Source organism: uncultured Desulfovibrio sp. (genome assembly GCF_944327235.1).
Lineage (GTDB): Bacteria > Desulfobacterota > Desulfovibrionia > Desulfovibrionales > Desulfovibrionaceae > Desulfovibrio.
In genome coordinates this window covers 24749-39820 of record NZ_CALVHE010000017.1, presented here as the reverse complement: position 1 = coordinate 39820, position 15072 = coordinate 24749, and the positions used below count along the sequence as shown (strand labels likewise).

Here is a 15072-nt window from a genome sequence, read left to right as displayed (position 1 = left end):
CTTGGCAGAAAACCTCCAGCTTCATGTCTGAGCAGAGGGTGAACAACGTATTGACACTCTACACCTAGAGCATTTTCCGTTTGGAACGCTTCGCGTTCCAACCCATACGGCCTGTCGTTTCGCGGGAAAAACACGGTCATCCCGCTGGGTTTGGGCCGGGAGGCACTATGCCGCCGCCTCGCGCTTTGCCCTTTTCAAAGACAACGCTCTATATGCGCAGCGCCGCCATGCCCAGCTCCAGGGCCTTCAGATTGGCCGCCTGCAGCTTGGCCGGCAGATATTTGCCGATGGCCGCCTCCAGCGCATCCACCCCGAAAGGCAGGATGCCGGACGCGCAGGCCACACTGAGCAGTACCGTATTGCCCGCCTGTGCGGAACCGGCCTTGAGGCCCAGTTCGCGGCAGGGGACGAAATGGCACTGCCCGGCCACACGGCGCGTCTGGGCCTCCACTTCCTCCATGGAAGGATAGTGGGCCCCCCCCAGCGAGACGCTCAGGGGCGGCAGGGGATCGGCGCTGGAAAAGACGGCTCCTCCGGCCCGCAGATAGGGCAGACCGCGCAGGGTCTCCAGCGGTTCAAAGCCCAGCAGCACGTCGGCCTCACCAAAATCCAGCTTGGGAGAACGCCAGCCGCCGAGCAGGAGCACGGACTCCACCACGCCGCCGCGCTGGGCCATGCCGTGCACTTCGCCGGCCACCACGTCAAGACCGGCGTCCATCGCCGTACGCGCCAGCAGGGTCGTGGCCGTCAGCGTTCCCTGACCGCCCACACCGGTAAAGTAGATGCGCATTCTTTTCTGCTTGTCTGTAGTCATGGGAAACCTCGTATTGGACGACGGCCGGGCTACGCGTCGCGGCGTCTGGCCTTGAAGGACTTGGGACCAACCTGCAGGCAGACCATACAGCCCGTGCAGAGACTTTCATCGACGGCAAGCGCCTCGCCGTCCCGGTAGAAGGCGGGACAGGCCAGCGTTTCCAGACAGTGCGCGGCGTCCGGCCCCTGCTCCTTCACCATCGCCACCTGCGGCTGCGTTTTCTTGAGCTGACGGCGGGCATAGAGCGCACAGGGCTCCTCGGCAATGAGCACCCGCACGCCCGACTGCGCGCGCATCTCTTCCAGCGCCGTGGTGACGGCCTTGAGGTTGAAGGCCCTGACCTTGCGGCAGCAGCTCACGCCCATGCCGCGCACGATGGCCTCGATGTCCAGATGCGCGGCGCCCTCGCCCAGCATCTCCTGCACCATGCCCGGATTGGGCTGATGACCGGTCATGGCGGTCGTGCCGTTATCAAGGATGACCACGATGATGTCATGCCGATTGAAGACCGCGTTGGCCAGACCGGTCATGCCGGAATGGAAGAACGTGGAGTCACCGATGAAGGCCACCACCGTCTTGCCGGAAGCCCGGGCAAAGCCGCTGCCCGCCGAGATGGAAGATCCCATGCAGACGAGGAAGTCCGCGCATTTGAGCGGCGGCAGCATCCCAAGGGTATAGCAGCCGATGTCGCTGGAATAATAGGCGTCGTCACCGAAGAGCTGACGCACGGCATGGAAGACCGCCCGATGCGAGCAGCCCGCGCAGAGGTTCGGCGGACGGCCGGGCAGCTCCATCGCCTGAGCGTTGCCGCCCTTGACCGGACAGGGGCAATCCAGGAATTCGGCCAGACGCCGCAGCACGAGCGTGGTGGAAAGTTCACCCAGCTCGGTGAAGCTGTCCGTCTTGCCTTCCAGCCGGGCCTTGCAACCTTCACGCTGGGCAAGGGCGCGCACATCGCGCTCCAGCAGGGCGGGCCCCTCTTCCAGCACCAGCACGCGGTCGCACTGCTCAAGGAAGGCCACAAGGCGCTTTTCCGGCAGCGGCCAGGTCATGCCGAGCTCCAGCACCCGCACCTTGTCGTCCCAGCCGCCGGCCGTCAGCGCGTCGGCAAGATAGTTGCGCGCCACCCCGCTGGCGATGATGCCCAGCCGTGTGGCCGCGTTGCAGGCGCGTTCGGTATTGAAACGGCTGCTTTCGGCAAGGGCGCGGGCTTTTTCCATGATGCCCAGCACCGCGGCATGTCGCTTGCGGGCCACGGCGGGGACCGGCACGAAGCGTCCCGGATCGCGCTCGAAGGGCACCAGCGGCTGCGCCGACGGCAGATCGTCGAACTCCACCGGACCGCGCATGTGGTTCACACGGGTCGTCGTCCGCAGCAGGACGGGCTGCTGCAGCTCTCGCGCCAGCCGGAAAGCCTCGCGGGTCATGTCGCGCGCTTCCTGAGCGGAGACCGGCTCCAGACAGGGCAGCATGGCGGCGCGGGCATAGGCGCGGTTATCCTGTTCGTTCTGACTGGAATGGCAACCGGGATCGTCGGCGCTCAGCACCACCAGCCCGCCGGGCATACCGGTATAGGCCGCGGTGAACAGGGGATCAGCCGCCACATTGAGCCCCACATGCTTCATGGTGACGAGGCTCATGGCGCCTGCCAGCGCACTGCCCGCGGCCACTTCGAAGGCGACCTTCTCATTGACGGAATATTCCAGCCGATACCGGCCCTCACCGCCGAGACGGCGAAAGGTGTCCGGCACTTCGGACGAAGGCGTGCCCGGATAGCAGGAAATCATGTGCACGCCGGCTTCCAGCGCACCGCGGACAATGGCCTCATTGCCAAGCAACAAATGCCGCTCGCCGCGGCATCCGTCCAGCAAGGGATTTTTGCTCATGGCCTCTCCTTATGGCATTTTCAGTTTGAAACGCTTCGCGTTCCAAACCACACGGCCTGTCGTTTCGCGAAAAACGCGGTTTTCCGCTCACGTTGGGCCGGGCGGCGCTGTACTGCCGCCTCGCATCTTGCCTTTTCCAAAGGCAAGATGCGCTAAAAGATGATGTCGGAAATGGATGCGCTCATTCCGCCGACGCTTCCGGGGCGGCGGCGGGCGCGGATCCCTGGCCGCGCAACTGGTCGGCCCGGAAACGGTAGTAGGCCTGATCGTCCTTGTCCTCGCTCTGGGCCAGCCTGTCAAAAGCGGCAACGGCCACATCCGTGCGGCCTGCGGCCAGCGCGGCTTCTGCCTGCATACGCAGGAGAGCGTCCTGCCGCGCGGCGCTCACGCGGCCGGTCAGGGCCTGCAGCACGGCCAGCGCCTCGGAGGCGCTTTCGGGCGTACCGGCATTCATGAGGGCGCCGCACTGGGCGAACAGAGCCGCCTGTCCCAGGCTGCCTTCGCTGTCCAGTCGGGCCGCCTCACCGTAGAGGCGGGCCGCCTGCGTCCAGTCCTGCGATTCCGCGGCGCTCTGGGCCTGCGCGGTCAGCACGGCAAAGCGGATGCCCTCGGGAGCTCTGGCGGCCAGCTCGCCCAGCGCCCTGGTACGCTCTTCCCCCTTGAGGGACAGGGAAAGACGCGCAAGCTCGGCCTGCGCCTCCTCCCGGGCGACTTCATTGCGCCAGTTCCAGATGCCGGCGCCGACCACCACGAGCACGAACAGCCCGACGCCGACAGCGATACGACCGGCATGTCGCAGGATGAATTGCAAAAGCGGCGCGCTTTCGGCGCCGACTTCGGAGCGCAGATCGGTAAGCAGGGTCGGGGAAGGCGTGGGATCGGACTTGGGAAGGATAGGTTGCATCAACGGGCTCCTTTGGCGCAAGATACAGGCGTGACACGCTCCTGCGGAGCGGACACCAAGGAAATAAAGATAGGTCACAAGGGCTGACCTGTCAAAATAATTTGCGCGCAGGCAATGGCTTGCCCTTGACACGCGCTGCGCGTATAATCAAGGAATTCATCCGTTACCGATTGCAAGGGAGATGACGATGACGCTTGCGGAAGAGATGGCCCGTCTGGGCGAACGGGCCCGCGCGGCCTCGCGTGTGGTGGGCAGCGCCGCCCCGGCGGCCAAGACGGCCGCGCTGGAAGAGCTGGCCCGTCTGCTGGAAGAGCGCGCCGACGTGCTGCTGGCGGCCAACGCCCGGGATGTGGAGGCGGCCCGCGCCAGGGGCCTTGATGCCCCGCGCCTGGACAGACTGACGCTGACGCCCGCCATCCTTGCGGACATGGCCCATGCCTGCCGCCATGTGGCCGCCATGCCGGATCCGGTGGGCGCGCTGGACAGCCAGTGGCAGCGGCCCAACGGTCTGCTGGTCGGCAAGATGCGCGTGCCGCTGGGCGTCATCGCCATGATCTACGAGGCCCGGCCCAATGTCACCATCGACGCCGCCATCCTTTGCCTCAAGGCGGGCAATGCCGTCATCCTGCGGGGAGGCAGCGAGGCCATCCAGTCCAACACAGCTTTGGCGCAGATCTTGCAAGAATCTTTGACAAAAGCCGGATTGCCGCCGGACGCCGCCCAGCTGGTCACCAGCACCGATCACGCCGCCGTGACGGCGCTGTGCAAGCTCGACCGCTATATCGACGTCATGATCCCGCGCGGCGGGGAAAATCTGGTCCGCGCCGTTACCGAGGCCGCCACCATGCCGGTGCTCAAGCACTTCAAGGGGGTGTGCCATGTTTTTGTCGATGCTTCGGCCGCTCTCGACGCGGCGGAGGAGATCGTCTTCAACGGCAAGGTGCAGCGGCCCGGCGTCTGCAATGCGCTGGAGTGCCTGCTCGTACATAAGGATGTGGCGGAGCATTTCCTGCCGCGCGTCGCCCGGCGTCTGGGCGGTGCCGGAGTGGAGTTCCGCGCCTGTCCGCAGTCCCTCCCCCTGCTCGGGCCCACGGCGGTCCCCCAGCGGGAAGAGGACCTGGGACAGGAATTCCACGCGCTGGTGCTGGCGGTGCGGGTGGTGGACTCGCTGGATGCGGCCCTTGACCACATCGCCCGCTACGGTTCGCAGCATACGGAAGTGATCTGCACCAACGATCATGCCCACGCCATGCGCTTCATGCGGGAGGCGGACGCATCCATGGTCGGCGTCAATGCTTCGACACGTTTCAACGACGGCGGCCAGCTGGGACTGGGGGCGGAGATCGGCATTTCCACCTCCAAACTGCACGCCTACGGCCCCATGGGCGTTCAGGAGCTGACGACGACGAAATTCATGGTGCTGGGGCAGGGACAGGTACGCGCATAACATGCTCGACAGCCCGGAACAGCGTCCCCCGGGACGCGCGCTGCTGGGCGGCAGTTTCAATCCGCCGCACATCGGGCACTTGCGCCTCGCCATCGAGGTGCGCGAGGCCCTCGGCACGCTGGTGGATTCGCTGGTGCTCGTGCCGTGCGGCAATCCGCCGCACAAACGGGCGGACAGCCTGCTCCCCTTTGCCCTGCGCGCGGAGATGACGCGCGCCGCCGTACGCGGATTGCCCGGCATCAGCGTCAGCGAAGAGGAAGGAGAGCGCCAGGGATATTCCTATACTTGGGATACCCTTTCCCGTTATCGGGAGGATCTGCCGGGGCGGGAGTTGTATTTTGTTATCGGGACCCCGGATTTTGCGCTCCTGCATACCTGGCACCGGGGCCTTGAATTGCCGCGACTCTGCCAGTTCATCGTCGTGGCGCGCGGCGAGCAGACGGAAGAGCCGTTCGTGGAGGCGGCACACCGCCTCTGGCCGGGCAGCCGCGACGTTGCGCCCGTATTGCCGGACAGCCGGTGCATGGCCCTGGCCAGCGGCGGGCTGGCCCACTACCTGCCCCTGCCGTGGCTGGCGGTGAGCGCTTCCCGGATCCGGGAGCGCTGGCTTAGACGACAGAATGTGGATTTTCTGATTCCCCGCGCAGTGGACGAACTGCTGCGCATCCGCCACGCGGAAGTGGCGGAACATTGGAAAAGTGATGGAATGCCATGCTGAATACACCCCCAAAGGAACTGCGCGAAAATATCGCCCGTGCCAAGGGCTATCTGCGCCGCGAAGAGCTGCCCCGCTCCCTGAAGGCCATGGCGACGGCCATGCGCCAGTACTCGGAAGTCAAGCTCACTCGATCCGCACGCGCCGAGATCGACATCCAGCTGGGGGAATTCCTCAATACCCTCATCCGTCATCAGGGTATGCAACACCTTCTCGATCCCAACCACACGGGCAAACCGCGCAAGATCCCCTACCAGCAGGGCAAGGAGCTCATGCTCGCCACGGTGCTGGAAGGACTGGCGCGCATCCTGCTCCAGGAAGTGGAGGACAAGAACCGCCAGGAAAAGGAAGCCCGGCTGGAACGCAAGAAATCCCTCCTCAACAGCGGAGTCAAATTGCTCCAGGAGGGACAATTCGGCAAGGGCCGCGCCTACCTCAAACGCGCGGCCGAAGAATTCAGCGAGGATCCCGATATCCTCGTCCAGGTGGGGCAGCTTCTCCAGACGGCCAAACAGTACGCGGATGCAGGGGAAATCTTTGAAGAATCCATCGAAAAGCATCCGCGCGACGTGCGGGCCTATGTGGGGGCCGTCAATTCCTATACGGCCATCAATGAATTTGAAAAGTGCGAAACCATCTACAACGCCATTTTGCGCACGTTTGGCGGACACCCCAATACCTTCGGCCGCATGGCCCTCATGTATCTGAAATGGGGAAAACGCCTCAAGGCCGAGGAAATGGCCACCCGTGCCTTGCAGGGCAATGCCAAGCAGCCCGAAGCCCTGCAGGTCATGGAAGTCATCGGACACTGATGCCGGGAGCCTCCCAAAACATCACTTGTCAACACGGCTGATTTCGGCTACAAAAATTTTCGGCCTGTGGCTCTGCCACACACATACGAGCGGAGAGGTAGCGAAGTTGGCCGTAACGCGCTCGACTCGAAATCGAGTTATCGGTTAATAGCCGGTACGTGGGTTCGAATCCCACCCTCTCCGCCACATGCGCGTCCGCCCGCCGGGAAACCGGCGGGCTTTTTTGTCGGCATGGCCACTGAGCTTTTTCCCTAAAGCGGATTCGCATTGAGATCGTATCCAATTTCCATGCTGACGCTGCCCTCACACTACGGAAAAAGCGTGATTTTTCCGTGTGTTCGGTTGCGGGGAGTCGTTCTCGCGACTACCCGAGCAATCCACATTTTCAATGTGGAATTGCTCTAACAAAAAAGGCTCTTGCGCGTGGACGCAAGAGCCTGATGCTCATGGTGGGTCGTGCGGGGATCGAACCTGCGACTCTCTGCTTAAAAGGCAGATACTCTACCTACTGAGTTAACGACCCGTTGAGGCCTGATATGTACGCCGGATGAGGAGCCTTGTCAAGCCCTGCCCTCTCAGGCTTTCTTTTCCATCTTGGCCCAGCTGTCGCGCAGGCCCACCGTCCGGTTGAAGACCGGGCGCGCGTCTGTGCTGTCGGCATCCTTGCAGAAGTAGCCGAGGCGCTCGAACTGCACGGTCTGTCCCACGGGCAGCCCGGCAAGGGCAGGCTCCAGCATGGCGGTCACTTCCCGCAGGGAATCGGGATTGAGCGCATCCAGGAAGGTCTGGCCTTCGGGCATGGCGTTGGGGTTCTCCGCGGCAAACAGATGGTCGTAGAGACGCACCGTGGCCGGCAGCGCATGGGCCGCGCTGACCCAGTGGATGGTCCCCTTGACCTTGCGGCCGTCCGGACTCTGGCCGCCCCGGCTTTCGGGATCATAGGTGCAACGCAGTTCCTTGAGCACGCCGTCCGCGTCATACACCGCCTCACGGCAGGTGATGAAGTAGGCGTAGCGCAGGCGCACCTCGGCCCCGGGCGCAAGGCGGAAATACTTCTTGGGCGGGTCCTGCCGGAAGTCGTCCCGCTCGATCCAGAGTTCCCGCGAGAAGGGGACCTGTCGTGTGCCGTAGGCCGCATCTTCGGGATGATAGGGCATATCGAAGGATTCTTCCTGCCCTTCGGGGTAATTCTCGATGACCACCTTCACCGGGTCGAGCACCGCCATGACCCGCGCCGTATGCGCGTTGAGGTACTCGCGGATGCAGAATTCCAACAGAGAATATTCCACGGTGGAGTCCGCACGGGCCAGACCGATACGACGGCAGAAGTCGTGCAGGGCTTCCGGCGGCACGCCGCGCCGCCGCAGGCCGCAAAGCGTGGGCATACGCGGATCGTCCCAGCCGCGCACATGCCCTTCCTGCACGAGCTGTATGAGCTTGCGCTTGGAAAGAACGGTATGCGTGAGGCTCAGGCGGGCAAATTCCATCTGCTGCGGATGATACAGCCCCAGCGTGTCCAGCACCCAGTCGTACAACTCGCGGTTGTTGACGAATTCCAGCGTACAGAGGGAATGGGTTATGCCCTCGATGGAATCCGACAGACAATGCGTGAAGTCATACATGGGATAGATGCACCAGGCGTCGCCCGTGCGGTGATGATGGGCATGGCGGATGCGGTACAGGGTGGGGTCCCGCATGACGAGGTTGGGCGAGGCCATGTCGATCTTGGCCCGCAGCACATGTTCGCCGTCGGCAAATTCCCCGGCGCGCATCCGACGGAAGAGATCGAGATTTTCCTCCACACTGCGATCGCGGCAGGGACTTTCCTTGCCGGGACGGGTGAGCGTGCCGCGGTACTCGCGGATCTCGTCGGCGCTCAAGTCGTCCACATAGGCCTTGCCCATCTTGATCAGCTCTTCGGCGTAGCCGTAAAGCTGTTCAAAATAGTTGGAAGCGTAGAATTCCCTGTCCTGCCAGTCCCCGCCCAGCCAGCGCACGTCCTCGCGGATGGCGTCCACGTACTCGGTATCTTCCTTGGTGGGGTTGGTATCGTCAAAGCGCAGATTGCACAGCCCGCCGAATTCGCGGGCCACGCCGAAATTCAGACAAATGGACTTGGCATGTCCAAGATGCAGGTAGCCGTTGGGTTCGGGAGGAAAGCGCGTGTGCACTTTGCCGCCGAAGCGACCGGAGGCATTGTCATCCATAATGGCGGCGCGAACAAAATCCACGCCGGAACGGGAGGCGGATTCGTCCTCTTCCGGGGCATTCACAGAAAGGCTTGTTTCGCTCATGGCATTCCTCGCAATAGATGAGCGGCCAATATACGCAAGCCGGACAAAGGGGTCAACGCATGGCCCGCGCCGTGCCCGGCTATGCATTGAGGTGGGAAAATGGCTTGACAATCTTTCCGGCAAGGGATAGGGTATTTTTCGCAATGTGCTTCGTCGCATTGGGAGAGGTGTCCGAGTCGGCCGAAGGAGCTCGCCTGCTAAGCGAGTATACGGGCTTAAACCTGTATCGAGGGTTCAAATCCCTCCCTCTCCGCCAGCAGGAAACAAGGCAGTTGGTTTTTACCGACTGCCTTTTTTCGTATCTTCCGACGGACACCCGAACAGCGGCTCTCGCCTTCCATGAGTCGCAGGCCCCGCTGGACGAAGGGGTCGCATGGCGATGGCATCTGGGAAGCAAACGCAGCGGCCGGAATGCTCATGCCGCAATATCCGTTGCTTTCCTGCTACTCGATAAACAGAACGATGCCCCAGGGGCTGTTGACACTATTCATTACTTGCTTGGGGGGAAGAGTCGGGGACACCAGGCCCCTCGCCCCAAGGGGAAGCGGAGCGCGTACGACTAATCCGTCTTATCCATTAAATTATTTATAAAATTTACCTCAACAAACCGTGGAACGTTGCACGGGGCGGCGGCACAGTGCCGCCCGGCCCAAACCAAGCGGAAAAGCCGCGCCTTTCCCGCGAAGCGCCAGGCCGTATGGTGCGAAACGCGAAGCGTTTCAAACTGAAAATGCTCTACAATGACAGGAGAGGAAATATGCAGCCCATTGAAGAAAGAAGACGTGACCCCTTTATTACAGAAGAGGCCTATGCAGAGTGCCAGGAAAATACCGAGACCATGTTTACCAGCGAAAAGTTTGTGGAAGATCGTGCCCAGATCGACCCCAAATATGGCCCGGATAGCGCACGCCAGATCAGTTTTTGGCGTGTATACAGGCTTATCCAAGGCGCATGGATGAGCTATTCCGCCGGGGACCCTCTGGTCGGCCTGCGTGAGCGCGTGAAATATATCTTGGAAGATCTGCAACGCCATAAAGAAGCCTTTCCGGAAAAGAGTTTCAAACTCTGGGAGCCGGACGCCTACTACTACACCATGCTGCTCACAAGCTGGGCAGTGCTGTTCGATCTGCCGGAATGTCTGGATATCCTTGCCGGGTATGTCATCCGGGACCCCAAAGACGGCGAGGACCGCTTCGTCTCTACCCTGTTCCATACTCTCGGCATACCCGATTTTCCGGGAAAACAGGCGGGGCTATTGCATGAAGACCCCTATGGCATTTTGTATGACTCCCTCACAGGGAGCAAGGAAGACCAGCAAAACGCCATGAAAGCGTATCTCAAGCGCTGGTACAAGAGCAAAGCCATCAGGGGATGCTTCTGGCGTGAACGGCATTCGCTCAGTCCCTCTGCGCATCTCGGCTACTGGGCTTTTGAGACCGGTATGCTGACCATCATCAATGATCTGGACGACAGCGGCTACCGCGACATGCCCTACTACCCGCGCGACATGGTGGACTACTGCAGGGAACAGGGCTGGCACAAGAAAGTAGCGGAAAGAGTGCAGGCCATACGCGATACGCGGAACGGAGATCCTCAGACGCTGGGAGGAAATATGCAGCCTTTTGAAACAAGAAGACGTGATCCCTTCATCACCGAAGAAGCTTATGCAACGTGGCTGAAAAACACTGAGAGCATGTTCGCCGACACGACCTATGTGGAAAGCCGTGACCAGATCAAGCAGGTCACAAATGATCCTGCCGCCGCACGACGGGTCAGCTTTTATCGCGCCGAGAGCTTTATTGAAGACGTCTGGGCACGCTATTCCGCCGGGGAATCTCTGGGGGGCCTGCGCGAACGCGTGAAATACGCATTTGACGAATTGCAACGGCATAAAGATGCCTTCCCGGAAGTGAGTTTCAAGCTCTGGGAACCGGACGCCTATTACTACACCATGCTGCTCACAAGCTGGTCAGTGCTGTTCGATCTGCCGGAATGTCTGGATATCCTTGCCGGGTATGTCAGCCGGGACCCCAAAGACGGCGAGGACCGCTTCGTCTCTACCCTGTTCCATACTCTCGGCATACCCGATTTTCCGGGAAAACAGGCGGGGCTATTGCATGAAGACCCCTATGGCATTCTGTATGACTCCCTCACAGGGAGCAAGGAAGACCAGCAAAAAGCCATGAAAGCGTATCTCAAGCGCTGGTACAAGAGCAAAGCCATCAGAGGATGTTACTGGCGCGAACGGCATTCGTTCAAACCATCCATGCATCTCGGCTACTGGGCCTTTGAGGCCGGTATGCTGACCATCATCAATGATCTGGACGACAGCGGCTACCGCGACATGCCCTACTACCCGCGCGACATGGTGGACTACTGCAGGGAACAGGGCTGGCACAAGAAAATAGCGGAAAGAGTGCAGGCCATACGCGATACGCGGAACGGAGATCCTCAGACGCGGGAAGGGGATATGCAGCCTTTTGAAACAAGAAGACGTGATCCCTTCATCACCGAAGAAGCTTATGCGGGGTGGCTGAAAAACACTGAGAGCATGTTCACCGACACAAGGTTTGCGGAGGACCGTGAGCGGATCAAGAAGGACAAAGCACATGACCCTGACGCCGCACTTCGGGTCAGTTTTTATCGCGCCGAGTGCTTTATTGAAGACGTCTGGGCACGCTATTCCGCCGGGGAACCTCTAGGGGGCCTGCGCGAACGCGTGAAATACGCCTTTGAAGATTTACAGCGGCATAAAGTGGCTTTTCCGGAAGAAGATTTCAGGCTCTGGGAACCGGACGCCTATTATTACACCATGCTGCTCACAAGCTGGTCAGTGCTGTTCGATCTGCCGGAATGTCTGGCTATCCTTGCCGGGTATGTCAACCGGGACCCCCAATACGGTGGGGACCGCTTCGTCTCTACCCTGTTCCATACTCTCGGCATACCCGATTTTCCGGGACAGGCGGGGCTATTGCATGAAGACCCCTATGGCATTCTGTATGACTCCCTCACAGGGAGCAAGGAAGACCAGCAAAAAGCCATGAAAAAGTATCTCAAGCGCTGGTACAAAAGCAAAGCCATCAGAGGATGCTACTGGCGCGAACGGCATTCGTTCAAACCATCCGTGCATCTCGGCTACTGGGCCTTTGAGACCGGTATGCTGACCATCGTCAATGATCTGGACGACAGCGGCTACCGTGACATGCCCTACTACCCACGCGACATGGTGGACTACTGCAAGGAACAGGGCTGGCACAAGAAAATAGCGGAAAGAGTGCAGGCCATACGCGGAGAGTGAGCACGGCAAGGCGGGCTGGACGGCGATAGGCCTGCGCGTGGCGAGACGGTCAAGCACAGCGCCATCCGGCCCAAACCAAGGAAGAAAACCGCGTTTTCCCGCGAAATGCCAAGCCGTATGGTTTGAAACGTGAAGCGTTTCAAACTGAAAATGCCCTATGGACTGTTAACACAAATTCCACAAATAATTTCAACAAATAAGACAAATAGGGCGAACACCCTGCGCTTGCCTTTGGGGCGGGATGCCTCGTGTCCCAGACTCTTCCCCGGTAAAAGCGCGCTGGGGAAGGGATGGGGGGCTTGGGGGGAAGGGAACCCCTCCAGCGCAGGCGGAGGGGTTCCCCTTCCCCCCAGTCGGCTGTGACCGTTAGGCGACGCAGGGGCCTTACGGGCATCGACAGCAGAGCGAGGGGTTCCCTTCCCCCCAAACAGAAAACGAATAGTGCTGACAGGCCCTAGCGGGCGGGCGTCATCTGCTCAAGCCGAGCAACCACCTGCGGTGTGCCGTTATAGGTGCTGGAGTGGCACACCGCCTCCAGCGCGTAGATCCACGGCACGTGCAAGGCCAGCACAAATAAACCGGCACACGCTTGCAGGAAACACCGCCTCCTCGGCCTCCGGGCCATGTCGAGCAAGTCTTTATCCAGTTCCGACAACTCGGTCTGATCGCCAAGGCGCTGGATGATGGCAGTTTCCGCCTGGCGGACCTCCTGTGCAAGCTGTTCGCCGCGACACAGGCGGCTGACCACCGCCGCCGCCAGTGCGGCGCCTATGCACAGGAGGGTATTGATGCCGTAGAATTCCAGCAACATCATGAAATTTACGGAAATGGGCACACCCAGCAACTCAGCTGCTTTGAAGCCCATAGTGGAGATAGGGGCCAGCAAGGCCGAGCACAGCACCACAAAGCCGAGCTCCCTGGCAAAAAACCAACCGATGAGCAGGGCGCACAGGAGCAACGGGTTGTTTATGGCCAGCGCGCAGAGGAAATCCCTCTCGATCTGCTCAAGCCGGGCAGAGGGCAGGGCGGCGTCCATCTGGCTGTACAGACTTTCCGTCACCACAGCTTCCGCCGTTACGGCATCGCCGCGTACCGCCCGCTGGGCAAAGAAAAACAGAGGGACACCCTCATACGCCGCGGTGACCGCCCAAGCCTGTACCATCTCCCGGCGGCTCGCCGGTTCCACCACCTTCGCCAGCCATATGCGGCGCAGCAGCGCGTCATCGGAGCTGTCCGAGACCACGGTCACAGAGGCAGACCTCCACTGTCGTCGCAAAAGCTGCTCCAGTGCTTTGCAAAATGCCTCCCAGTCGCTTTCGTTCACCATCCGCCCCAACCAGAGTTCCAACGGCCCGGGCCCGGCAAGCGTGCCTTCGTCACTCACGTCCGGCGGAGTATCGCGCCAGCGAAAGCCCACCGTCTCCCCCTCGACCAGCAGAGGCAACGGCGATCCCACGTCCAACTGCCGCGCATCCACGCGGAACCAGGAGGCGTCCGCGCCAGATGACGTCGAGGCAGTACCTGACGCTGCGGACTCCTCGTGCCGCAAAACGGAAAGCAACTCCCGACGAAAACGATCCGCCTCACGGGCTTCTCTGGCGTAGGGGGCCGACGCCGAACGCCAGTACACATCCTGCAGGACAGGCAATATGCTCACGTAGACAAATAAAAGGCTTATGATCCCTAGCGGCAAACCACAGTACGAACTCTGCAGCATACACCAGAAGCGATGATAGCGAAGCGAGCAGGCCATATTGAGACTCCATGCCAGTATAACTACATGCACCCACACAAGGCGCGGGCGAAAGCCTGTCGCCAAGCTTCCGCCCGCAGTATTTTTTTGCCTGTCGCAGCCTACCAGGGCCGTTCAGCCGCTTTGAGCCGCGCCTCGATCACGGGCACGAGATCCGGCAGGTCGGCCACGCTGTGCAAAACATAATGCGCCCCGGCCTTGCGCAGCACCTCGGCAAAGGCTTCCTCCTTGGCCGCCAGCTCAGCGGGCGGCATGGCGGCAGCCTCTTCTTCCGTCAGACCGAGCGCATTGCTGGTGCGCGTCACGCCCACGACCCACATGCCGGCGTTGATGCCCTCTTCAATGTCGGCCACCGTGTCGCCCACCTTGATGCAGGATTCCAGCGGATGCACGCCAAGACGCTGACAATTGAGGTAGGCCATCCAGGGCCAGGGACGACCGACGGGCACCTCATCCGAGGTCACGAAAGCGTCCGGCACATAGCCCAGCGCGGCGGCGCGCGGCTCCAGCCGCACGACCATGTCCCGCGTATAGCCTGTGCAGGAACCGATCTTGATGCCGCGGGCTTTCAACGCGTTGCAGGCATCCACACAGCCCGGCACCGGCGTGGCGTAGTCGGCCAGCGTTTCCGGCATGAGTTCCTGGACCAGCGAGTAGATCTTGTCAGTCACGGATTCGTCCGGCAACGCGCCATGCTCCTCCTTCCAGAGAGCGGCGATACGGTCCATGTGCAACATGCAGTGCACATGCTCGCGCTTGTCCTTGCCCATGGGGCCGCGCACTTCCTCCACAGTAGGGACGATGCCGTACTGCTCGAACGCACGCGAAAACACGGCGACCGGGCCGCGGCAGCCGTGGTCCACCGTGGTCCCGGCCCAGTCGAGGATGATGGCCTGCACCGGCCCGGTATAGGGTTCGCGCTTCAGAAAGGGCTTCATGGAAATACCTCCTCCGCTGACATGGCCCCCGGCAAGGGATCGCTCCGGAGCGCTCATGCTGGAAAAGCGGTCGTAATGTGGTGTCGATCCTGTCGCGACAGGCATCAGATCCCGCCGCGAAAGCAAGCCTCCCGGCCTCAGGCCGGTAACGATCACATATGAAGGAGCACCAATACTGTGCCCGCTCCCAACCGGTACGCCCCGCCACCTT

Annotated in this window: 10 protein-coding genes and 3 tRNA genes; 6 read left to right on the top strand and 7 right to left on the bottom strand. The window is 61.4% G+C overall.

The features are described 5' to 3' along the window. Positions 1 to 208 precede the first annotated feature (208 nt). From Q0K00_RS04385 to Q0K00_RS04375, 3 genes are all read right to left on the bottom strand, one after another. Complete coding sequence (locus Q0K00_RS04385) at positions 209 to 790, bottom strand: indolepyruvate oxidoreductase subunit beta (protein ID WP_297227614.1); 582 nt, start codon at positions 788 to 790, stop codon at positions 209 to 211. 53 nt (positions 791 to 843) lie between these two features. Beyond that, entirely contained in the window at positions 844 to 2700 is a 1857-nt protein-coding gene (gene iorA / locus Q0K00_RS04380) for an indolepyruvate ferredoxin oxidoreductase subunit alpha (protein WP_297227613.1), read from the bottom strand. A 181-nt stretch (positions 2701 to 2881) separates the two neighbouring features. Further along, complete coding sequence (locus Q0K00_RS04375; RefSeq protein ID WP_297227612.1) at positions 2882 to 3604, bottom strand: hypothetical protein; 723 nt, start codon at positions 3602 to 3604, stop codon at positions 2882 to 2884. Positions 3605 to 3791: 187 nt separating this feature from the next. Between Q0K00_RS04375 and Q0K00_RS04370 the strand changes: the two genes are divergently transcribed. From Q0K00_RS04370 to Q0K00_RS04355, 4 genes are all read left to right on the top strand, one after another. After that, positions 3792 to 5051: a glutamate-5-semialdehyde dehydrogenase gene (locus Q0K00_RS04370; RefSeq protein ID WP_297227610.1), complete on the top strand. Its 1260-nt coding sequence runs from the start codon at positions 3792 to 3794 to the stop codon at positions 5049 to 5051. Position 5052: 1 nt separating this feature from the next. Beyond that, positions 5053 to 5769 carry a nicotinate (nicotinamide) nucleotide adenylyltransferase gene (gene nadD, locus Q0K00_RS04365; protein WP_297227607.1) on the top strand — a complete coding sequence of 239 codons (717 nt, stop codon included), beginning with the start codon at positions 5053 to 5055 and terminating at the stop codon, positions 5767 to 5769. Further along, a complete protein-coding gene (locus Q0K00_RS04360; protein ID WP_297227606.1) occupies positions 5763 to 6578 on the top strand; it encodes a tetratricopeptide repeat protein in 816 nt (271 codons plus the stop codon). Before nadD ends, Q0K00_RS04360 begins: the two co-directional genes overlap by 7 nt. Positions 6579 to 6669: 91 nt before the next feature. After that, positions 6670 to 6764, top strand: a tRNA-Ser gene (locus Q0K00_RS04355). Positions 6765 to 7025: 261 nt separating this feature from the next. Here the strand turns inward: Q0K00_RS04355 and Q0K00_RS04350 are convergent. Continuing rightward, positions 7026 to 7101, bottom strand: a tRNA-Lys gene (locus tag Q0K00_RS04350). A 52-nt stretch (positions 7102 to 7153) separates the two neighbouring features. Beyond that, positions 7154 to 8872, bottom strand: a complete 1719-nt coding sequence (locus Q0K00_RS04345) for a glutamine--tRNA ligase/YqeY domain fusion protein (RefSeq protein WP_297227604.1) — start codon at positions 8870 to 8872, stop codon at positions 7154 to 7156. 161 nt (positions 8873 to 9033) lie between these two features. Between Q0K00_RS04345 and Q0K00_RS04340 the strand changes: the two genes are divergently transcribed. After that, positions 9034 to 9128 (top strand) — tRNA-Ser (locus tag Q0K00_RS04340). Between the two features lie 441 nt (positions 9129 to 9569). Continuing rightward, positions 9570 to 12170: a PoNe immunity protein domain-containing protein gene (locus Q0K00_RS04335; protein WP_366937601.1), complete on the top strand. Its 2601-nt coding sequence runs from the start codon at positions 9570 to 9572 to the stop codon at positions 12168 to 12170. A gap of 454 nt (positions 12171 to 12624) precedes the next feature. On the opposite strand, the gene Q0K00_RS04330 is transcribed toward Q0K00_RS04335, so the two are convergent. Together Q0K00_RS04330 and phnX are read right to left on the bottom strand one after the other, a co-directional pair. Continuing rightward, positions 12625 to 13923, bottom strand: a complete 1299-nt coding sequence (locus Q0K00_RS04330; protein ID WP_297227602.1) for a hypothetical protein — start codon at positions 13921 to 13923, stop codon at positions 12625 to 12627. Between the two features lie 101 nt (positions 13924 to 14024). Next, complete coding sequence (gene phnX, locus Q0K00_RS04325; RefSeq protein WP_297227600.1) at positions 14025 to 14861, bottom strand: phosphonoacetaldehyde hydrolase; 837 nt, start codon at positions 14859 to 14861, stop codon at positions 14025 to 14027. Between the last annotated feature and the right edge of the window lie 211 nt (positions 14862 to 15072).